The 20,778-nt window shown below is 44.4% G+C and carries 24 protein-coding genes; 13 read left to right on the top strand and 11 right to left on the bottom strand.

Annotated elements, in window-relative coordinates; translation table 11 throughout:
* Genes AB4Z45_RS19480 through mnhG form a run of 5 tightly spaced genes read left to right on the top strand, consistent with a single transcriptional unit; the run spans position 1 to position 2,922 of the window.
* Positions 1–339 (top strand): Na(+)/H(+) antiporter subunit C, encoded by a 339-nt coding sequence (locus AB4Z45_RS19480; RefSeq protein ID WP_054025754.1) that lies wholly within the window; start codon positions 1–3, stop codon positions 337–339.
* Positions 332–1,810 (top strand): Na+/H+ antiporter subunit D, encoded by a 1,479-nt coding sequence (locus tag AB4Z45_RS19475; protein WP_441910977.1) that lies wholly within the window; start codon positions 332–334, stop codon positions 1,808–1,810. Before AB4Z45_RS19480 ends, AB4Z45_RS19475 begins: the two co-directional genes overlap by 8 nt.
* Before the next feature lie 5 nt (positions 1,811–1,815).
* Positions 1,816–2,292: a Na+/H+ antiporter subunit E gene (locus tag AB4Z45_RS19470; protein ID WP_441910976.1), complete on the top strand. Its 477-nt coding sequence runs from the start codon at positions 1,816–1,818 to the stop codon at positions 2,290–2,292.
* Positions 2,292–2,576 (top strand): Na(+)/H(+) antiporter subunit F1, encoded by a 285-nt coding sequence (locus AB4Z45_RS19465; protein ID WP_339205809.1) that lies wholly within the window; start codon positions 2,292–2,294, stop codon positions 2,574–2,576. Before AB4Z45_RS19470 ends, AB4Z45_RS19465 begins: the two co-directional genes overlap by 1 nt.
* On the top strand, positions 2,560–2,922 hold the full coding sequence (mnhG, locus tag AB4Z45_RS19460) for a monovalent cation/H(+) antiporter subunit G (protein WP_076266573.1): 363 nt from the start codon (positions 2,560–2,562) through the stop codon (positions 2,920–2,922). Before AB4Z45_RS19465 ends, mnhG begins: the two co-directional genes overlap by 17 nt.
* Before the next feature lie 26 nt (positions 2,923–2,948).
* Here the strand turns inward: mnhG and AB4Z45_RS19455 are convergent, their stop codons facing one another.
* From AB4Z45_RS19455 to AB4Z45_RS19420, 8 genes are all read right to left on the bottom strand, one after another.
* Positions 2,949–3,680, bottom strand: coding sequence for a hypothetical protein (locus AB4Z45_RS19455; RefSeq protein WP_441910974.1), 732 nt, complete (start codon positions 3,678–3,680; stop codon positions 2,949–2,951).
* A complete protein-coding gene (locus AB4Z45_RS19450; protein WP_441910972.1) occupies positions 3,677–4,384 on the bottom strand; it encodes a fluoroquinolone export ABC transporter permease subunit in 708 nt (235 codons plus the stop codon). Before AB4Z45_RS19450 ends, AB4Z45_RS19455 begins: the two co-directional genes overlap by 4 nt.
* Positions 4,381–5,235 (bottom strand): ABC transporter ATP-binding protein, encoded by an 855-nt coding sequence (locus AB4Z45_RS19445; protein ID WP_441910970.1) that lies wholly within the window; start codon positions 5,233–5,235, stop codon positions 4,381–4,383. The genes AB4Z45_RS19450 and AB4Z45_RS19445 overlap by 4 nt, the downstream gene beginning before the upstream one ends.
* Positions 5,232–5,861, bottom strand: a complete 630-nt coding sequence (locus AB4Z45_RS19440) for a TetR/AcrR family transcriptional regulator (RefSeq protein ID WP_441910968.1) — start codon at positions 5,859–5,861, stop codon at positions 5,232–5,234. Before AB4Z45_RS19440 ends, AB4Z45_RS19445 begins: the two co-directional genes overlap by 4 nt.
* Positions 5,862–6,059: 198 nt before the next feature.
* Positions 6,060–6,803, bottom strand: coding sequence for a DUF4247 domain-containing protein (locus AB4Z45_RS19435; RefSeq protein WP_441910966.1), 744 nt, complete (start codon positions 6,801–6,803; stop codon positions 6,060–6,062).
* A 10-nt stretch (positions 6,804–6,813) separates the two neighbouring features.
* Positions 6,814–7,320, bottom strand: a complete 507-nt coding sequence (locus tag AB4Z45_RS19430; protein ID WP_441910964.1) for a DUF4178 domain-containing protein — start codon at positions 7,318–7,320, stop codon at positions 6,814–6,816.
* Between the two features lie 22 nt (positions 7,321–7,342).
* Positions 7,343–7,744 carry a DUF350 domain-containing protein gene (locus AB4Z45_RS19425; protein WP_441910963.1) on the bottom strand — a complete coding sequence of 134 codons (402 nt, stop codon included), beginning with the start codon at positions 7,742–7,744 and terminating at the stop codon, positions 7,343–7,345.
* Between the two features lie 114 nt (positions 7,745–7,858).
* The gene (locus AB4Z45_RS19420; RefSeq protein WP_441910961.1) at positions 7,859–8,527 is read right to left on the bottom strand and encodes a PspA/IM30 family protein; all 669 of its coding nucleotides are present in this window, start codon (positions 8,525–8,527) and stop codon (positions 7,859–7,861) included.
* Positions 8,528–8,692: 165 nt separating this feature from the next.
* On the opposite strand from AB4Z45_RS19420, the gene AB4Z45_RS19415 reads away from it, so the two are divergent.
* Positions 8,693–9,850 carry an AI-2E family transporter gene (locus AB4Z45_RS19415; RefSeq protein WP_441910960.1) on the top strand — a complete coding sequence of 386 codons (1,158 nt, stop codon included), beginning with the start codon at positions 8,693–8,695 and terminating at the stop codon, positions 9,848–9,850.
* On the opposite strand, the gene AB4Z45_RS19410 is transcribed toward AB4Z45_RS19415, so the two are convergent.
* The 3 genes from AB4Z45_RS19410 to AB4Z45_RS19400 all read right to left on the bottom strand — a co-directional run bounded on the left by AB4Z45_RS19410 (position 9,845) and on the right by AB4Z45_RS19400 (position 12,444).
* Entirely contained in the window at positions 9,845–10,297 is a 453-nt protein-coding gene (locus AB4Z45_RS19410) for a CBO0543 family protein (RefSeq protein ID WP_441910959.1), read from the bottom strand. The two genes, AB4Z45_RS19415 and AB4Z45_RS19410, sit on opposite strands and share 6 nt — an antisense overlap.
* Positions 10,298–10,402: 105 nt before the next feature.
* Positions 10,403–11,722 carry a hemolysin family protein gene (locus AB4Z45_RS19405; protein WP_441910957.1) on the bottom strand — a complete coding sequence of 440 codons (1,320 nt, stop codon included), beginning with the start codon at positions 11,720–11,722 and terminating at the stop codon, positions 10,403–10,405.
* A 314-nt stretch (positions 11,723–12,036) separates the two neighbouring features.
* Positions 12,037–12,444, bottom strand: coding sequence for a DUF4870 domain-containing protein (locus AB4Z45_RS19400; RefSeq protein WP_441878104.1), 408 nt, complete (start codon positions 12,442–12,444; stop codon positions 12,037–12,039).
* A 155-nt stretch (positions 12,445–12,599) separates the two neighbouring features.
* Here AB4Z45_RS19400 and AB4Z45_RS19395 point away from each other — a divergent pair, with 155 nt between their 5' ends.
* From AB4Z45_RS19395 to AB4Z45_RS19365, 7 genes are all read left to right on the top strand, one after another.
* Positions 12,600–13,661 carry an LCP family protein gene (locus AB4Z45_RS19395; protein ID WP_441878106.1) on the top strand — a complete coding sequence of 354 codons (1,062 nt, stop codon included), beginning with the start codon at positions 12,600–12,602 and terminating at the stop codon, positions 13,659–13,661.
* 80 nt (positions 13,662–13,741) lie between these two features.
* Positions 13,742–14,170 carry a CBS domain-containing protein gene (locus AB4Z45_RS19390; protein WP_076266562.1) on the top strand — a complete coding sequence of 143 codons (429 nt, stop codon included), beginning with the start codon at positions 13,742–13,744 and terminating at the stop codon, positions 14,168–14,170.
* A gap of 242 nt (positions 14,171–14,412) precedes the next feature.
* Positions 14,413–15,318: a DUF2232 domain-containing protein gene (locus tag AB4Z45_RS19385; protein WP_441910955.1), complete on the top strand. Its 906-nt coding sequence runs from the start codon at positions 14,413–14,415 to the stop codon at positions 15,316–15,318.
* 18 nt (positions 15,319–15,336) lie between these two features.
* Positions 15,337–17,298, top strand: a complete 1,962-nt coding sequence (locus tag AB4Z45_RS19380) for a DHH family phosphoesterase (RefSeq protein ID WP_076266560.1) — start codon at positions 15,337–15,339, stop codon at positions 17,296–17,298.
* Positions 17,295–17,738, top strand: a complete 444-nt coding sequence (rplI, locus tag AB4Z45_RS19375; protein WP_076266559.1) for a 50S ribosomal protein L9 — start codon at positions 17,295–17,297, stop codon at positions 17,736–17,738. The genes AB4Z45_RS19380 and rplI overlap by 4 nt, the downstream gene beginning before the upstream one ends.
* Before the next feature lie 128 nt (positions 17,739–17,866).
* Entirely contained in the window at positions 17,867–19,228 is a 1,362-nt protein-coding gene (gene dnaB, locus AB4Z45_RS19370) for a replicative DNA helicase (protein WP_076266558.1), read from the top strand.
* A 190-nt stretch (positions 19,229–19,418) separates the two neighbouring features.
* Positions 19,419–20,705, top strand: a complete 1,287-nt coding sequence (locus tag AB4Z45_RS19365; RefSeq protein WP_076266557.1) for an adenylosuccinate synthase — start codon at positions 19,419–19,421, stop codon at positions 20,703–20,705.
* Positions 20,706–20,778 lie beyond the last annotated feature (73 nt).

Genomic DNA, 20,778 nt, shown 5'->3' with positions numbered 1-20,778 from the left:
ATGGAATTGTATATGTCACTCGCAATCGGTGTTATTTTTACAGTCGGGGTGTATCTGATCTTGTCCAAAAGCCTGCTGCGTATCATTTTGGGAACCTCTATCCTTACCCATGGCGTTCATTTGCTGCTGCTTACGATGTCAAAGCTGAAAACAGGAGCTGCGCCGCTGCTTGGCGAAAAGGCGGAAACGTATGTTGATCCGCTGCCGCAGGCTCTGATTCTTACTTCTATCGTTATCAGCTTTGGCGTAACTTCGTTTTTCTTTGTACTCGCTTATAAGGCTTATCAGAAGCTGGGTACTGATGATATGGAGCAGTTAAGGGGGAATGACGATGAATAACCTGCTTGTATTCCCGCTTCTCATTCCTTTGTGTACGGCAGTTATTCTTTTATTTTTTAAAAATAGTGTGACCTTGCAGCGCTGGATAAGTGCGGTTGGTATGCTTTTTAATCTGGCTGCAGCTATTGTCCTTATTTATCAAGTAAAAACGGAGGGCATTCAAACGCTCCACATGGGAGGCTGGCTGCCGCCGTATGGTATTGTGTTCGTTGGGGATATGCTTGCCGCATTGCTTGTTCTGGCTACTTCGATTGTCGGCACCTTCTGTTTGTTCTTTGCATTCGGTACGATCGGCAAGGAGAGAGAAAAATATTATTTTTATCCGTTTTATCAGTTTCTGCTCGTCGGTGTGAGCGGATCGTTTCTTACGGGAGATTTGTTTAATTTATTTGTTTGCTTCGAGGTTATGCTTATTTCCTCCTATGCGCTTATCGTGCTTGGAGGGACGAAGAAGCAGCTCCGCGAAACGTTGAAATATATTTTAATTAATATTTTATCCTCAACACTATTTGTAGCAGCAGTCGCCTATTTGTACGGAGTTGTAGGTACTTTGAATATGGCGGATTTATCACAGCGCATAGCTGAAGTAGGTCAGAGCGGCGTCTTGAACGTCATAGCGATACTGTTCATGATCGTATTTTCTTTAAAGGCGGGACTGTTCCTATTTTTCTGGCTGCCCGGCTCTTATAGTGCGCCTCCAGCAGCGGTATCCGCTTTGTTTGGAGCGCTGCTCACGAAAGTAGGCTTATATGCTCTCATACGGACATTTACGCTTATCTTTTATCATGAACCTGCGATTACGCATCATTGGATGGCTTGGATGGCCGCTGCAACGATGGTTTTAGGCGCTTTCGGGGCAGCCGCTTATTCCGATATTGGCCGTATTTTGAACTACAATGTCATCATCAGCGTTGGTTTTCTAGCTTTTGGGTTAGCAGTGAGCTCAAAGGAAGCGCTAGATGGAGTCGTTTTCTATTTGCTGCACGATATGGTTGCCAAGGCACTCCTTTTTATCATTGGAGGAATGCTGATGTATATTGCTGGTACGGGGAGTTTAAAGGAAATGGGAGGCTTGATCAAGCGTTATCCGTTTATGGGCTGGATGTTTTTTATCACAGCGTTAGCCATTGCAGGCATTCCTCCACTTAGTGGATTCACCGGAAAACTGCTGATCATTATGGGCGGCTTTCAGGAAAAATATTTCTGGCTTACAGCTGTGTCGCTAGCATCAAGCTTCATCGTGCTCTATTCCTTGATCAAAATATTTATGGCGGCTTTCTGGGGTGCAGAGATGAAAAACGCCGAATCGCTGCCTGCCGTTAATAAAGGATTTATCGTTTCTGCAGCAGGGTTATGCGTGATCGTCGTTGCGATGGGCATCGGCTCAGAGTGGGTGTACCAATACGTTTCTGAAGCAGGGCATACGCTTATCAATCCGGCGCAGTATATCGATGCCGTATTAAAGGAGTAGATGAGATGGCTTTGCAAATCTTATTAAACTTAATCATTTCTATCGTATGGATGTTTCTTCACAATGACTGGTCGGCTCCGCGGTTCATCGTAGGTTACATCATCGGTATTTTATTTATAGGGCTGCTCAGCCGCTTTTGGCCGCATGACTTTTATATGAGGAGAGTATGGGCAATCCTTAAGCTGCTTGTCCTGTTCATAAAAGAATTGTTTGTATCCAGCTTCGTTGTGATTGGACTAATCGTTCGTCCTAAGCTCGCCATACGTCCAGGAATTTTTGCTCTGCAAACCGAGCTCAAAACAGATTGGGAAATCACAGTGTTGTCCTGCCTAATCTGTTTGACACCAGGGACGCTGACGCTCGACGTATCCAAGGATGGCCGAACATTATATATTCATGCGATGGATATGGATGATGCGGAGCTGCTCTCACAGCAAATCAAGGATTCTTTTGAAAAAGCGATTATGGAGGTGACTCGGTAATGCTGTCCACTTTGCTTATTGCATCATTAGTTATACTGTCACTAGCTATTTTGGGTTGTATGTACCGGCTGCTCAAAGGTCCATCCATAACGGATCGGATCGCTGCTTTGGATACGATTGGTGTCATTTTATTATCGATGATTGCAGTCATTTGCATGCTGTTAAAAACACAAAATTATTTCGATATCATATTATTGATCGGCATATTGACCTTTATTGGGACAACCGCTTTTGCAAGATATATTGAAAGGGGTGTCGTCTTTGAACATGGAGATGATAAGTAAAGCAGGAGAGCTGATTATTGGGCTGATGGTTTTGTTTGGTGCATTAATTGGTGCTCTAAGCGCTTTTGGCTTAATTCGGCTTCCTGACGTTTATTTACGATCACATGCGGCAACCAAAAGCGCGACGCTTGGGGTGTTGTTCATTTTGGTAGCCGCTTTCCTATACTTTATGATTTATTTGGAGCATACGAGCGCCAAGCTGCTATTAGGTATTGTGTTCGTATTCATCACTGGACCGGTAGCCGGACATTTGAATGGAAGAGCGGCCTATCGTTCAGGCGTACCGCTATGGAATAAAAGCATACAGGATGATTTGAAGGACGCCTCTAAAGAGGAACAGGGATAATTGCCAGCAAAGGCCAGCATACCTTTCTAATCGATCCGTTTCAAAAAGGAATGAAACATGGTTATTAATAAAATAAGATGATAGGCGAGCCCGATGCCAAATACCCCTAAAGCAGCTGAAGGCTCGCCTGCTATGCCTAATAAATAGCTTTTGGCAGGCCAGTAGCTTGGAATCCATGCACCTAAATATTGCCACGGCAAGGGGGTGAAGGCAGCAATAATAGGCCCTGCAAAAAGTAAACCGCTTATTTTGGACAAGGCTAAGCCTTCGACCTTATTAGAAGCAAAAGTCGCTAGAAACAAAGCCAAACATGGAGCCTCTAGGGTTAGCAATACGATGGTATACAAACTTTCGATTTGAATCTTTGCCATGCCCGATAATAGGATAAATAAACTGGCTAAGCTTATTGCAAGAGCGCATGGCAGCAGTAATCGATACAAAAAATAGCCTTTGCGTGTGAAAGGGGTAATCGCATAATAAGCAATCATATTTTCATCCCGTTCATCGAGCATTAGAAGCCCAGCCATTGTCCCTGGAAGCAGCGGTATGACAAGCATAAGGAACGTTACCGCGAAATTGGAATAATCCATCAATAAAAAGCCGTACTGCTCCTGTATCCAATCGGATAATGGAGGGAAGACATAACGTGCAACCACGATAATGGCTAGGGGACCAAATAAACTGGCCATAAGCATAGGATCCATCCTAATTTGCCTCGCATCATTTTTCATAAAAGCTTTAATTTTCAGTATCATCATGAATTCCTCTTTCCTATTTTCATAAGAATGACCTGCTGAAATGACCGTTTAGCCCATAAGAAAACGAGTGTGTTGCCCAATAGTAAAATGAAAATGGCATACATCGTTTCTGCGACAGTGGGCTGTTTGATCATCGATTTTAACAACAAGAGGGTCCCTTCCGTAGGGATGATCATGTATAAATATGGATTGCCTATGTGAAAGAAGCCGAGTAGAGGAAGCGCAAACGGCAGAGCATAGAGCTGTGAGCGTAGAATAAAACCGTTTACCGATTGCGAGCGTACAACTACGCCAATGGATAACAAGGTGAAAAAGCTGGATGTAAGCAGGATGCCAATTGTGAAATGAAAGGGTGAAGCGGGTACACCAATGGAAAATAGATGTATAGCCCAGGCAGATGAAATCGAGAGCAAGGCAAGAGAAGAGGCTTTGGCGAGCAAATATTCGGTTACACGAAGCGGTGTTACGAACAGATTGTCATGAATGCCTTGGTCCTTCTCAAGCAAGACAATGCCGCCGGCTAGAATTAACCCTAACGCACTTGGATCAGAGAAGGTAAGCAATAGAGCAACGGTTGTTTTGTAGTCTGTGGGAATAGAGTGGAGCAATAGGAGATATATTGTGCAGACGAGCATGTAGATCAGGTAAAATTTATGGCGCCACTGGAAACGAAGATCATGACATACGGTCATCCATATTCTCATACTAAAGCCCTGCCTGTCACATCAATAAATATTTGTTCAAGAGTTGCTTCTAAGGAGTGAATCGTTTCGATTTTTTCATGACGTATAAGGTTCATAAATTGCTGATTCCCCGCAAGCCCATCCATAGAAAAATGTTCGGTTATCCGCTCATGCTGCTTTAAATATTCAATTCGAACACTGTTTTGGCCATGTCGCAGTCTTAGCTCTCTAGGAGAATCAATAAGCTTAATCTGACCATCGACAATAAAAGCAACACGGTCGCAAAGCTCCTCGGCTGCTTGCATGTTATGCGTTGTGATGACGATGGTAGTGCCTGCAGCTTTCCTCTCCAAAATCAACTCTTTCATCCGCTTTGCATTTACGGGATCAAGGCCGGAGGTCGGTTCGTCGAGAAACAAAATATTTGGCTGATGCAGCAATGCACGACAAAAATTCAACCTCATCTTCATGCCTTTGGATAGCTGCGAAACCTTCATATTCGCTGCATCCTGCAGCCCGACCTGGGAGAGGAGCTGCATAGGGTCCAAGGTAACGCCTGCATAAAGAGAACGAAACAATTTTAAGTTTTCAAGGACTGTAAACTTGCTGTAGAAGTTGGGGAATTCAAAAGCAACGCCGATTTGTTCATAGTAGTCGGGACCAGTGCTCTTGATTTCATGATCCAAAACGCGCACACTGCCTGCGTAACCTTTGAGTGCACCGATTAATATTTTTTGCGTGGTGCTCTTTCCAGCACCTGATGGACCGAGAAAACCAAATACTTCTCCCGGCGCGATTGAAAAGGTAAGGCCGTGCAGAATCGTATTTGTTGTACCGGGATACCTGTACTCAAGTTGGTTCACTTCGATCATTTGATAATTTCGCCTCCTAAATCACGCTTTGCATACATACCTTCCGCAACAATATCAAGCATAAATGAAATGGTATCGGAATAAATGCCTGGCCCGATTTCTTGCTTATGCAAGGTAAGAAGGACAAGCGCTCTAATCATACTGACGATAAGCTCAGGCTTTGTATGAGCGAGAATGCCAGCTGCCTGCCAATGGTGAATAATTGGCATTAAGGCATCTGCATCATCCGAGAAATTATGTTCCAAGAGCTCTGGAGGCAGCTTGCGTACAAGCTGAGCAAATTCACCTTCCAAATACATTTGACGAACCAAAGGGCTTTCGCCTAATAGACGGAAGGATTCAATAAGAAATTGATGAATACTCTCTTTGGTTACGAGTTCACTCCGATTTAACGAAGCAAGCAGACGATTGCGAATTAAAGCCTCCTCTTCAAGCAGAATGTGATAAAAGAGCTCCTCCTTCGAATTGAAAAACATATAGAAGGAGCCTTGTGCAATGCCGCAAGCTTTCGTTAAATCTTCAATGCTTGTTTTGCGAAGACCAGCAGCTTCGAAGCAGCGTTTGCCCTCTTCGAACAGCTTTTTGCTAATCCATTGTTTCTCTTGCTCACTGAATTTTTTGGGCATATGGATTCTCTTTTCTTTTTATGATTTTATGAATTATTTTATTTTATATTCACAATAAGCGATAAAGGAGATTTCAGTCAAGCATAATAAAAGAGCAGTACCCAAGTAGAGGATACTGCCCTTATTTTGAAATCTTAGAAAGCAGATCATTTGCTGCTGTTATCTTATATTTCTCTGTCCAAGCGGCCACTATTAGCTTCAGCGTCGCCTTGAAATTCTGCTTTTGCCAACTTTAATGGAAGGTTTAGACGTTCGCGGCTTGGTGAATACTTTGCTTGTGCTATTCTTTTGCTTATTGTCTTTCACAATCTTGCCTTTGGTCGCTGGCTTTGTCGTAATTTTATTCGTGCTTTCTTTGGAGGAGGAGGAAACACCCGCCTCTTTGGAGCGTCTCATGACCGAGCCGGTACGATTAACGGTAACTGGCGGTGCAAGCTTCTTATCATCAACAGTAGGTATGCGGTACGTTGTCTTAGGCTTGTATGTATCCTTTGACGAATAACCTCGGTATTTGCCGCTGCCGTATTTGCCCTTATCAAACAGATCATCAAGAACACTCGCGATTAAATAGGCTTGGAGAAAGCTTAAGCTATAATTCTGACGTACATATTCCGTTGAGTTAATTTCGATTAGTGTATCTTCCGGTGCATCAGGAGCCTGCTGCAAATCGATGACTTCATCGGAATAGACGAGAAACATCCGCTCAGTACTTGTCTCGCTCTGCTGCTTCGGTTTACGCTGCTCGTTAAAGTCTGAAGCGACATCAGGAACGGAACGATTTGCGGCACGATAGACGTAAGAGGTTTGATTGCCAGAGCCGTTGACTGATTCTAACGGGTACTGCTCCTTAACCGTATCTGAAATGGTGCATGCTGTGAGAAGCGGGATGATAAAGCTAAGCAGAAGCAGGTATTTCAAAGATTGATGCCACCAGTTGTTCATCGTTATCCTCCTAGCCGCCGCGCAGCACGCGAACATCTGCAGGCAGCACGCTTTCTCCTTCATAGAGCATGAAGCGCCCGTTTTGCCATTCGATACGAAGCAGCTTCATATCATCCGATTGATATTGCCATACAGACTGTTCGCCTCCCTGCATGTATGGCGTTTTGCCGGCCGCCGTAATTAAACCGGAGAATTGCTCCTCCATATGATACGTACGTTCATCCAGCTCCAAAATGGTAGGCACCTCGTCAATCGACTCCAAGCGTCCGTCTATAGGGTCATAAAGCGCGAATACGGTTCTTTCTCGCTCCTCTATCGTTAAATAACGAATAGTTATGCCATCCTGAAGCGTGAGGACAATCGCGTTGCGTGCACGATTATGAGTTCTGCCTGTGACGTTATAGGTTATTAAGGAAACCTCACAAGCATCGCCAGGTGACAATGTCATTATGCTCTTCTCAGCAATGGGCGGCGGAGAAGCAGCAATCAGGTTTTTGATCCGTTTGAACAAGCTCATCGTATATACTCCTTCTGAATAATTAGATAGACCCGATAATTAGTGCACCTGCAACATGCAGAGAGCCTGCAAATAATGCGTAATTGACTTTACCCTCATGAATACCTTGCTCCAGCTTCATACCGCTGATAGCGATGACGATTTTCTCTACGATCAACTCTAGTATGAGCAGCAACACGAAGGAGATGAGCGAGATGAGTAGAGCTTCCCACATTTCACTTGATTTACTGATGGATTGGGACAATATGTACGCTTGAGCAAATAATTTGAGTACGAAGCGAGTCGTTACCGCGGTATTTCCTTTTTTAATTTCCTGCAAATCATTGTACTTCGTAAAACGCGAGTCTAAAAACATGATGATGATTAACAAAATAGCTCCAGCACCTGTCCAAATTGGAATTCGAATAAGGTCAATCCAAGACATCGTCAGTTCCTCCAATGGTCCAATTTATAAAAAAGACCGCTTCCGTTAAAACCGGTCCTCCGATTCGTAACATAAGCGGCCACACTAGATAATATTTATGAAGTGACTAAGCTATTACTGTTTCTCGTATTGCTTCATCAAGGCGGCAAGCTCATCATCGACCGCTTTATCCTTGCCGAGCTTCTCAAACTCAGCATCAAGCGATTTTCCTTTGGCGCTCAATTCGTTGCTGGCTTCAGCTTGCGCTTCCATTTGCAGCATCTTCTCTTCCATACGCTTCATGCCTGAAGCAGCAGAATCGGTTCCGAAGCCAGACATTGCTTTATTGATTTCCGTTTGTGCCTTGGCTGCGTTGTAACGAGCGACGAGTGTCTCACGTTTGTTTTTAAGCTCAGTGAGCTGCTGGCGCATCTCATCCAACTTGCCGCGTAGATTGTCTGCGAGCAATTTATTCTGATCGAAGCTCGTTTTGTACTCCGTTGATTTTTGTTCGGCTGTTTTCTTCTCTTCCAAGGCACGACGAGCGAGCTCAATGTTTTGCGCTTGTGCTGCCAGCTGTGCTTGCTCACTGCGCTTCTCTATCAGCTGTGCTTGCTCTTCATAAAGCTGCTTGAATTTTTTCTCAATGGCAATTTGTGCTGCGACTGCTTTCTCGGCATCGGCTAGATCCTCTTGCATGTCGCGAATATATTGATCGGTCAACTTAACAGGGTCTTCCGCTTTCTCAATTAGAGCATATACATTCGATAAAGTTAGATCACGCAGTCGTTTAAATATGGACAATGAAATCCCTCCTAGAATCGTAGTACGCATAAGTCATAATACGCGAAGAGCAAGCGAGTCGTTGCAAGTAAATGCAGAATCGGTGCCATTCGCGTTTATATTTAAAGAAATGCTACAATAAACCAAAATGATCACCTGTATGAGAAGAAAAGAGGGAGCATAACCATGGAAAATAGCAAAACTGGAACGGAGCGGTTTAAGCGATTTATTTTGAACAATAAATTCGTATTATTTCTGCTTGTTTTGTTGCTTGTTGGACTGAACATTATGGTACTGACGAAAATTTCATACATTTTCACGCCTTTAACTGTGCTGCTCAAGACCTTGCTGCTGCCGGTCATATTGGCGGGAATAGCTTATTACTTACTTAATCCAGTCGTCGACTTCTTAGAACGAAAGGGAGTCAAACGGATATATTCTATTATTATGCTGTTTCTGGTTGGAGCAGGACTGATTACAATTTTGCTGGTCATCGTCATTCCATTATTAAATGGGCAAGCCGTGAGCTTCGTGAACAGCTTCCCTAAATATGGCGAGCAATTGCGGGTTAAATTTGAGCAGTTTATGGATAGCGCTGGATTTATTCAAGTACAAGAGTGGTTTAATTTAAATCCGGAGAAGCTGACGTCCAATATTACAGAGCAAGCCACGTCCATTTTGAATGGAACGTTAACTAGCGTGGGTTCCTTTGTGGGAGCACTTAAAGAGGTTATTCTTGCGATATTGACGCTTCCGTTTATTTTGTTCTATTTGCTAAAAGACGGGAAAAAGCTGCCGGAAACGATCGTTAGTGTCCTGCCTAACAAGCTTCAGCCGCACACGAAACGAATTATGGCAGAGATGAACGGACAAGTCAGCAGCTATATTCGAGGTCAAATTATAGTGAGCTTCTGTATTGGGCTGCTATTATATATCGGTTACTTAATTATCGGCCTTGAGTACTCGCTTGTGCTTGCGCTGGTAGCTGCGTGCACAAGCGTTATTCCGTATCTAGGACCTGCCATTGCGATTACACCAGCTTTAATTGTCGCTATGGTGACTTCGCCTGTCATGCTCCTGAAGATGGTGGTTATATGGACGATTGTTCAATTAATCGAAGGCAAGTTCATCTCGCCGCAAATCATGGGCAAAACGCTGCATATTCATCCGATTACCATTATTTTTGTTATTTTGACAGCAGGCAACTTGTTTGGTCTTGCAGGGATTGTACTTGCGGTACCTGGTTATGCGGTCATTAAGGTCGTTGTGATTCATTTATTCGAATGGTTTAGAAGCCGCTCCATTCTCTATGAAGAAGATAAGAAAGGCGAAAACGTGCTATAATAACCGATTTCGCTTAAGCAGCTTGAAATATATAAATACAATACCGAAAGCCAGCAGGTAGGATAAAAAGGTATACCCTATATTCCAGCCGTTGCCGTAGGTTACTTTGCCAAAGATTAGAGCCATAAACTCAAGCAGTGTAGTGCCCAGTATGAACAAGAACAAGATTAGCACGGTTAATACGGGGCGTGTATTGATCAACCAGATCATAAAGCATGCTAGCAGCGGGTAAAGACCGATATCAAGAGGCAAAGCGGAAACGGACTCGTCATTGGGGATAAGAGGCGTGAAATCCCAAAACTTTAATTGAAAACCAATTGAGTTAATGACTAAAGAGGAGACCGCTCCGATAGGGAAAATAAGAAGCAAGGTTTTGGGGCTTTTTATGCCCAAATATATACCGGCAATCCAAGGAACAAAGAACCCAAATATAATGTTGATAAGCATTATAAGTTCCTTTCTTGAACATTTTTTATTAGAATGTCCTGAATCCAGTTCAGCATGCGTAAAAAAAGAAAAAAGGAAGGCGCCAAGTGCGCCTTCCTCTTTGTTTTAACCTACCTCTGGTTTGAGCAGTCGAATGGGTGGACCAATCGTCAGCTCAACTTTATTGATGCGATGTTTGCTTACTTCACGAACGGTAAAGGTCAAATTATGAAAGCCAAATTGTTTACCTGGCTTAGCTTCTTCCATTTCACTGTACAGCCAGCCGCCGACCGTATCGACCTCTTCATGCTCAAGCTCAGCTCCTATGAGGTCGCCCAGCTCAGTAAGCGATACCTTGCCATCCAGCATATAAGAGGTATCCGACAGCATCTCAATATCTTTGCGTTCATCGGCATCAAATTCATCTCTGATGTCGCCGACAATTTCCTCCAAAATATCCTCAATCGTTACAAGGCCGGAAGTGCCGCCATATTCATCTACGACGATCGCAAAGTGCACACGCTCCTGCTGCATCCGTTTTAGCAATGTCTTGACAGGCATCACCTCGGATACGGACATGACAGGCTGTATAAGTGTTTGCAAATCAATTTCTTTGTTTACTTGATATTGAAGAAACAATTGCTTCGTGTTGATCATCCCGACGATATGGTCTTTGCTGTCGCCGGCAACAGGGAAGCGGGTATACTGTTCCTTGCGAATGATATCCATGTTTTCTTGCAGCGAATTGTTCTTATATAAGACGATCATATCTGTACGCGGAACCATAATTTCTTTAGCTAAAATTTCATCAAAAGCAAAGATCCGATTTACGTAGCCATATTCCGTATTGTTGATTTTACCGCTCTCTAAGCTGTCTGTTAAAATAATTTGAATTTCTTCTTCGGAATGGGCATTCTCATGCTCCTTCGCCGGCTTTAAGCCAAATAAACGAACCAACGCATTGGCAGATCCATTCAAGACCCAGATAAAAGGGTACATGACTTTGTAGAAAAAAATAATCGGTTTTACAACAGCGAAGCTGACAAGCTCTGCCTTCTGGATGGCAATGCTCTTAGGAGCAAGCTCACCAACCACCACATGGATAAATGTGATGAATAGAAAGGCGATTAGAAATGACAAAATGTGACTCAAATTACTGTTTAGATTCCATTGCTCGAATAGAGGGAGAAGCAGTTTTTCAACGGTAGGTTCTCCTAACCAACCAAGTCCGAGCGCTGTAATTGTAATGCCAAGCTGACAGGCAGATAGGTAACCATCCAAATTGCTTACAACACGTTGAACGGCAATTGCGTTTTTCTTGCCTTCAACGACTAACTGGTCGACACGGCTGGAACGAAGCTTAATGATTGCAAATTCAGTAGCTACGAAAAAAGCGGTTAACACAATTAGTAAAGCAACTAATAGCAGATTAAGTCCTATACCCATAATAAATGTTCACAATCCTTCTTATTCGTATTTAATTGATGTTATTTAATAGTACGAACTTTCTGCCAATTCATCAAACCGCTGAAAAAGGGTTATACGGCTGCAAAAGCTCAATTTTACCGATTTAGAGAAGCCAGTAGAACAATATTAGCCGATACCTAGCGATTACGAGATTATTTGTCTGGTTTAATGAATAGTTCTTATGAACTCGAAATGAATAAAAAAAAGAACGGCAGCAGGCCGTCCAGTTTTTGAAATATAAGAAAGGATATGATTTGCAGCGACTTACCTTATATTTCGTAGTCTAGGCGATATTAAAACTTATTTGCCTGCTGCTCTGACCACTCACCGATGACAGGCAGCTTATTCAGCTTCCCTTGCAGCGTGAGCAGCATGAGGCCAATCCATGCAATGAAAGCGGCTAGACCGAGCAATATCCCTAGCAGCCAACCAATTATCGGGATAAAGCCTAACAAAATATTAGCGGCGATGAAAGCGACCGATAAGACGATAGACTGTACAGCATGCAATCTAACGAAGCGGCTCTTCTTCTCTAGCACAAGGAATATAATGCCGGTTATAAAACCTGCCAGGTAGCAAAGCAAGCCTGCTACTTTCGGATCAAGTCCCGTTGATGAGCTGTCTGGCTGTAAGGATGGAGGTTGATTCAAGAGATTCACCCTTTCTATTTTACCTATACTTGCAATGATTGTATTCGTCATACATTTTCAGTAGACCTCTTTATTTTATAAAATATTATCCAAAATTGGTATCAAAACTTTGTAAAAGGTTTGTAACCTGTTTCGACAAATTATCGTCTAAACTAAAGAATGCGTATTTATAAAAGAATTGATAAGATAGGAGAAGTCATCATATTATGAATAAAATGAATAAACGTAGATGGTTAATTGCTGCATCAGCTGCAGTAGTGCTTCTTGGTGTTGTTGGTTTTTTCAACAGAGGAACATTGGCTATGCTAGGGTTTGATTGGTTTCTGGAAGGTCAGGTCAAGAAGCAGCTCGAGCAATCTTATAAACCTATCGATGGACGGGAACCCGTTCCAGTGAGTACAATTAATAAGAAACAAGATCCATTCTCCATCCTGCTGCTCGGCATTGACCAACGCGGCAAGGAGACTGGACGGTCGGATACGATGATCTATACGGTCGTTCGTCCAAATGACGGCGAGATGCTCATGGTTTCCATACCGCGTGATACGTATGTAGATATCGTCGGTAAAAATAAAGAGGACAAGATTACGCATGCATACGCTTTTGGCGGTGCGGGAATGGCAATGAACACGGTTGAGAAGTTTCTAGACACACCTATTCAATATTACGCTTCAATTAACTTTGAAGGATTCCGCAACGTGATCGACACGCTTGGCGGAATTTCGCTTCCTATCGAAGAGGATATTGTGAATAAAGATGCTGATCATGAGAAATTTGTCATTAAAGCTGGCCAGGAAACTTACAACGGTAAGGATACACTGAACTATGTTCGTTATCGTGAGGATGCTGGCGGCGATATCAATCGTACAGAGCGTCATCAGATTTTCTTGAATCTTCTTATGGATAAAGCGAAACAAATGAATCAATGGTCCAAAATTCCTGAGCTTATGGATATTATGGGCGATAATTTCAGTACAGATATGCGTCCGCAGCAGCTAGTCGATTTAGGTCAAATCATGCTCATGGCGAAGGATCGCAAAATCTACAGCCATTCGCTGCTTGGTGACGGACATCGCTTGAAGAGCGGCGGAGCTTGGTATTATTTTGCCGATGAAGAAGATTTGTCGAAGGTGCAGACCATGATCAAAAACTGGTTAAATGCAGATACACCTGCTTCCAGTCTAATATTGCCTGATAAGTACAATGAAGATAAGGTCAAAGATGTAGGTGCATTATCAAGCAGCGAAACGACGACTAAGCAGCCTTAATGCTGCTTGCTCCGCTCCGTCTTGCTGCTTTAGGACCAATGGGAATGGAAGAGCAAACGGATCGGAGTGGTTTAAGAAAAATGAATATCGCGTTTTTTTTGTTACCGAAGCAAGAGGTTGTGTGTGTTACTCAGGATGTAACGTTAAGACAAACGCTAGAGCGTATGGAGTATCATCGCTATACAGCGGTTCCTATCATTAATGATGATGGCGGTTATGCAGGTACGGTTACGGAAGGCGATTTGTTATGGTATTTTAAAAATCATGCTGACTTATCACTGGAACAAACCAATAAGGTGAAGCTAATTGATGTACCGCTTCGAATGAACAACAAGACGGTACGAATTGATGCCAATATGGATGATCTGATCTCGCTCGCGAAGGTGCAAAACTTTGTACCGGTTGTCGATGATATGAACCGTTTTATTGGCATTGTACGCAGAAGTGAAATCATTGATTACTGCCAAAAAATTATTATGGAGCAGCATAATGTGCTTCAGGATAAATAAGAAACGGCAGCGATTGGGATTGTCTTCAGGTACTATTTTCAAACTAGGCAGGGCAATATAATAAGCAATAAGACGGAATAAGCTTGCTGTTCCGTCTTTTTCTTTTATAGGAAGCGCCTAAGCGGACGTTTCGACTAAAGAGTGAGCCTGCTGGAATGTGCGTGATATGTTTAGCTTTTATGCTATAATGAGTTGTAAAAGTTTCGTAAGAAACCAGATTATATAAGCAAGAGGTGAACGGTTTGAGAACCGGCTTGAAACCAGTGCTGTGGAGCTTTGCGGCACTCCTTTTATTATTGTCCCTTCTAGTACCGCTATTTAACGTAATTACCATGCTGCTGCTTATGGTGCCGTATGTCGTGCTGTATACGATACTGTCGCCAAAATCTTTTGTGCTGCATCTGCTTCCGGTATGGGCGCTGGCATTTATTATCGGCGGGCCAGCTACACTTATTATCGGATTATTTTTCCTCATACCGTCTATTGTGATGGGTCACTTGTTTATGAAACAAGCACCTGCCTCTAAGGTACTTCGGACGGTCAGCGTCGTTGTGTTGGCGCAGTTGATGCTGGAGCTGATTATATTCCAGGCATTCCTGAATATATCACTCATTAAAGAGATTAGAACGTTCATAAGGTCAACCGTGGATGAGTTGATGACGAAGCAGCTGCTTCCCGCAGGATGGAATTCGGATTTAACGGAAGTTGTAGCTCGTACGATGGTCAATTCTATTCCTGTAACGTTCATCATTATCGCCTTCACAGTCACTGCAATTACGCAATTTGTAGCTCGCAGAGCTGTAAAGTGGAGTGGCGGCCCTGAAGTGCCTAGGTTTACGCGTGCCAAAGATTGGCGTTTGCCTCGTATACTCGTTGTGCTTTATTTAATTACTTATGTAATCGAGCTGTTCTCGTCGACGACGAGCGATTCTTTTTTTGCAGTGGCTTTGATGAACTTGGTACCTCTGCTTAGTTATGTTTTTGCGTTTCAGGCTGTCGGATTTTTCTTTTTCCTTGCTCATCAGCGAGGATGGAACAAAGCAGTACCGATTCTTATTGCGATTCCGGTGCTATTGATCCCGCCGCTTAGCTTGATCGGCGTGCTGGATACTGCTTTTCCAATCCGCAAGTCGTTTACGAAACCATAGCACAGGAGCGGATAGGAAATGCCGAAGTTTTTGGTTACACGATGGCACGGAATGCATCAAATGTGGGCCTTTGCATTGATGGTGCTCATGTCAGTGGGACTTGCATGGTTCGAGTGGCTGCTTGGGCTGCTCGGATTACTGCTCACGGCCTTGGTATTGTTTTATACCATAATGGCAGAACGTGCTTTCCGCAAAGATTTGAAATCGTATCTAGGCACGTTGTCCTACCGGGTTAAAAAGGCAGGAAACGATGTCGTCAGCGAGCTTCCTTTCGGAATTATTTTATATAACGAAGATCGTATGGTGGAATGGCATAATCCTTATATTGCTAATATGGTGGAGCGGGAAACCGTCATTGGCGTTCCGCTTGCGGAGCTTTTCCCGTCATTGCAGCAAGTGAAGGAACGCGAAGGAACGATTGAAGCTACAGTAGGCTCGCAAGTTTACCAGCTGATCTTCAAGCAGAAGGAACGCATTCTTTATGTGAAGAACATTACGGATTTGTGGCAGCTTGGCCGCAAATACGATGATGAGAAGCTCGTTATCGGCATTGTAATGATCGATAATCTTGAAGAAGTTACGCAGGGTCTCGACGATCACCAGCGCAGCTCTATGCTCTCGAAGGTGACGACGGAAATTACCGAGTGGGCTCAAAAGTATCATATTTATTTGAAGAGGCTCACGTCGGATCGTTTTCTGCTCGTAACGGATCAAAAAACGTTAAAGCAGCTTGAACAGTCTCGTTTTGTCGTGCTGGACGAGGTTAGAGATATTACCGGCGATCACAAAATTCCGGTTACGCTGAGCATCGGTTTTGCGGCAGGGGCTGAGCATATAATCGAGCTCGGCCAATGGGCGCATATGAGTCTTGATATCGCGCTCGGACGAGGCGGCGACCAAGCAGCGGTGAAGGTTGGCAGTCGGCAATCCTTCTATGGCGGCAAGTCGAATGCGGTGGAGAAACGGACACGCGTGCGCGCACGGGTGGTCGCACATGCATTACGTGATCTGATACGCGAGAGCCATAACGTAGTCATTATGGGGCACAAAATGCCCGATATGGATGCGATTGGAGCAGCTATCGGTGTTATGAAAGCGGCGCAGCTGTTCGGCAAGGAAGCTTATATTGTATTAGAAGGCGTAAATCCAGCCATTCAGAAAATGATGGAGCTCATCCGCGAAGACGAGAAGCTGTCCAAACGCTTTGTCTCACCAGAGCAGGCCTCGGCATTGATCACACCTCAGACGCTCGCTGTCGTTGTTGATACGCACAAGGTATCGATGGTGAAGGAGCCTAAGCTGCTTACACAGACCGACCGTATTGTTGTCGTCGACCATCACCGCCGCAGCGAGGAATTTATCGCGAATGCGATATTAATTTATATGGAGCCTTACGCTTCATCAACATGTGAGCTCGTAACGGAGCTGCTGCAATACATCCATGATCGAGTTGTACTTGATGTACGGGAATCAACAGCTTTGCTTGCCGGTATTACGGTGGATACAAAGAGCTTCTCGCTTCGCACGGGTGCGAGAACGTTTGAAGCGGCATCATTCCTGCGCCGTAATGGGGCAGATTCGATGATGATTCAGCGGATGCTGAAAGAGGATCTTGAGGAATACGTGCGCAAAGCCGAGATTATTAAGCATGCTGAGGTGCTTTATGAGCATGTCGCCATTGCAGTAACCGAAAGCGGTCGTAAATATTCGCAGCTGCTCATCGCACAATCAGCGGATACGCTGCTGAATATGACGGATATACTCGCTTCCTTCGTTATCGGAGAGCGCCAAGATGGACTTATTGGCATTAGTGCGCGTTCACTAGGCCATATGAATGTACAGGTCGTCATGGAGAGAATGGGCGGAGGCGGACATTTGACGAATGCTGCCGCTCAGCTGGAAGGCTCTGTGGTGGAAGTAGCGGAGCGTTTGAAACAAGTGTTAGAAGAAATTGAAAAGGAAGAGGGGTTATTTGAATGAAAGTAATCTTTTTGCAGGATGTTAAAGGACAAGGGAAAAAAGGGCAAGTAAAGGATCTGTCCGAAGGGTATGTACGTAATTTTCTATTGCCGCAAGGGCTTGCGAAGCTGGCATCCGACGGCAACCTGAAGACGCTTGAAGTACAGCATGCTTCTGAGCAGAAGCGCAAGGATAAAGAAAAGCAGGACGCGCAAGAGCTAGGCAAGAAGCTTGAAGAGATGACCATCGTAATTAAGACAAAAGCAGGCGAGGGCGGCAGACTATTTGGTGCCATTACGAGCAAACAAATTGGCGAAGCATTAGCGGCGAAAGGCATTAAAGTAGATAAACGCAAAATCGAGCTTGATGATCCAATCCGTACGCTGGGTGTTACACAAGTCGTTGTGAAGCTTCACCCTGAAGTGAAAGCAAAGCTGAACGTGCAGGCGTCTGAAGAATAGAGAAGTCTAAAGCATAAGCCAAGGTTTGTTACAGAACCTTGGCTTATGCTTACGAAGTAGGTTTGCTACGCAAACCTAGGTGTATGCTTACGATGTAGGTTTTCTTTGAAAACCTTTAGGAGGGGCCCATGAGCACTGAATTGATGTTTGATCGTGTTCCACCGCAAAACTTAGAAGCGGAACAAGCTGTTATCGGAGCGATATTGCTGCAATCAGAAGCCTTGATTACAGCGATGGAGCGCGTGCGCAGTGAAGACTTCTACAGCGGTCCTCACAGACAAATATATGAGGCGATGGTTGAAATCGCGGAGAACAACCAGCCGGTTGATCTCGTGACCTTGACTGCGCATTTGCAGGATCAGCATTTGCTTGAGGAAATTGGCGGAGTCAGCTATTTGGCGAAGCTTGCCAACTCGGTGCCAACCGCAGCAAACGTTGACTACTATGCACAAATTGTAGAAGAGAAGTCGATGCTGAGGCGCCTTATTCGCACAGCAACAAACATCGTATCCGATGGTTATGCGAATTCGGAGGATGTAGGTGTACTTCTCGGAGATGCAGAGAAACAAATTCTCGAAATATCGAATCGCCGCTCCGGCAGCGGGTTCATCTCCATTAGAGACGTATTAATGGAGGTATTCGAGAAGGTAGAGCAGCTGTACCAGGATAAAGGCGGCACAACAGGCATTCCATCCGGATTTACCGATCTGGATCGGATGACGGCCGGCTTCCAGCGAAGCGACTTGATCATCGTTGCTGCCCGTCCTTCTGTAGGTAAAACGGCATTCGCGCTTAACGTTGCACAAAATGTCGGCGTTCGCGCACGCGAGACCGTCGCGATCTTTAGTCTGGAGATGTCAGCGGCACAGCTTGTACAGCGTATGATTTGCGCAGAAGCAAATGTAGACGCCCAGCGGATGCGGACAGGGCACCTTGAAGGCGATGACTGGGAAAAGCTGACGATGGCGATAGGGTCGCTTTCGGAGGCACAAATCTTTATTGATGATACACCGGGCATTACGGTCGCAGAAATTCGCGCCAAATGCCGTCGCTTGAAGAAGGAAAAAGGGTTAGGCATGATCATGATAGACTATTTGCAGCTCATCTCCGGCCGCGGCAAAGCGGGTGAGAATAGGCAGCAAGAGGTATCCGAAATTTCACGAACACTGAAGCAAATTGCGCGTGAGCTTGAAGTTCCCGTTATTGCACTTTCTCAGCTAAGCCGGGGCGTTGAGCAGCGGCAAGACAAACGTCCGATGATGTCCGACCTTCGGGAATCAGGATCTATCGAGCAAGATGCTGATATCGTATCGTTCCTTTACCGGGATGATTATTACGACAAAGAGTCTGAGAAAAAAGATATTATCGAGATCATTATCGCTAAGCAGCGGAATGGACCGGTAGGCACGGTTGAGCTTGTGTTTCTCAAAAAGTACAATAAATTCGTAAGTATCGATCGCGCGCATCAAGATCCGATGCAAGCGTCGTGAATATCCGAACAATTGCATGTGTAGTTATGCAATTGTTCGTTTTTCGTTTGACTTCTCGATGTTGGACTGCTACACTATTAATGCTGTCTTTTGACTTGTGACACGGGCCCTTTTATGAAAGGTTTGCTGGTGTATAAAGCATTGGGACGGTAATTTTCGGTGCTTATAAACACCGGACGGGGGTATAATTATGTCTACGGTTGTTGTAGTTGGTACACAGTGGGGAGACGAAGGTAAAGGCAAAATCACTGATTACTTGGCAGAGGGAGCCGACGTCGTCGCTCGTTACCAAGGAGGAAACAATGCCGGACACACCATCCTTATTGATAACAAAAAATATAAATTGACGATGATTCCATCGGGTATTTTCAATCATGATAAAACTTGCGTCATCGGTAACGGAATGGTTATTAATCCGGAAGCTCTGATTGACGAAATTAACTATATTCACGAAAATGGCTTCTCTACTGATAATTTGAAAATTAGCGATCGCGCTCATGTCATTATGCCTTATCACCTTGTGCTTGACGGTCTTGAAGAGGATCGTAAAGGCGATAATAAAATCGGCACAACTCGCAAAGGGATTGGCCCTTGCTACATGGATAAAGCGGCACGCAACGGCATTCGTATTGCTGATTTGATGGATGCTGAGGAATTTGAATCCAGAGTTCGCAGCATCATCATCGAGAAAAACCAATTGATTGAGCAAGTATATGGCGGAGCGCATCTTAATGCGGATTCTATCGTTGCCGACTATCTTGGTTATGCAGAAGTGCTTCGCAAATATGTAACAGATACTTCTGTTATTCTAAACGATGCGATCGATGCTGGTCAGAAGGTTTTGTTCGAAGGCGCTCAGGGCGTTATGCTTGATATTGACCAAGGAACTTATCCGTACGTAACATCATCCAACCCGTCAGCTGGCGGAGTTTGTATCGGTTCTGGCGTTGGTCCGTCAAAAATCCAGCAAGTTATTGGTGTTGCTAAAGCATACACAACTCGTGTAGGCGATGGTCCTTTCCCAACAGAGCAAGACAACGAAATCGGTCAAATGATTCGTGACAAAGGCCATGAATACGGTACAGTAACAGGTCGTCCACGCCGCGTTGGCTGGTTCGATACGGTAGTTGTTCGCCATGCACGCCGCGTTAGCGGTATTACAGGTCTTTCTCTGAACTCGCTAGACGTTCTTACAGGCCTTGAAACAGTTAAAATTTGCACAGGCTACAAATTGCGCGGCGAAGTGATAGATACTTACCCAGCAAGCCTCAAAATGGTATCAGAGTGCGAAGCGATTTACGAGGAGCACCCAGGCTGGTCAGAGGATATCTCTGGCGCGAAAACACTTGAGGATCTTCCAGTGAATACACGCAATTACTTGAACCGTGTATCCGAGCTTACAGGTATTCCAATTGCGATCTTCTCCGTTGGCCGTAACCGCGAGCAAACAAATCCGGTTCGTCCGATTTACGAATAAAAATGTTTCTTACAGAGGGTGGCCTTCGGGCCATCCTTTTTTTGTATATAAAAATGTTGAAAACTCGCTTTAA

The organism is Paenibacillus sp. MCAF9 (genome assembly GCF_052114265.1).
Classification (GTDB): domain Bacteria; phylum Bacillota; class Bacilli; order Paenibacillales; family Paenibacillaceae; genus Pristimantibacillus.
The sequence above is the reverse complement of the archived record's forward strand: the minus strand, read 5'-3'. Positions and strand labels throughout refer to the sequence as shown.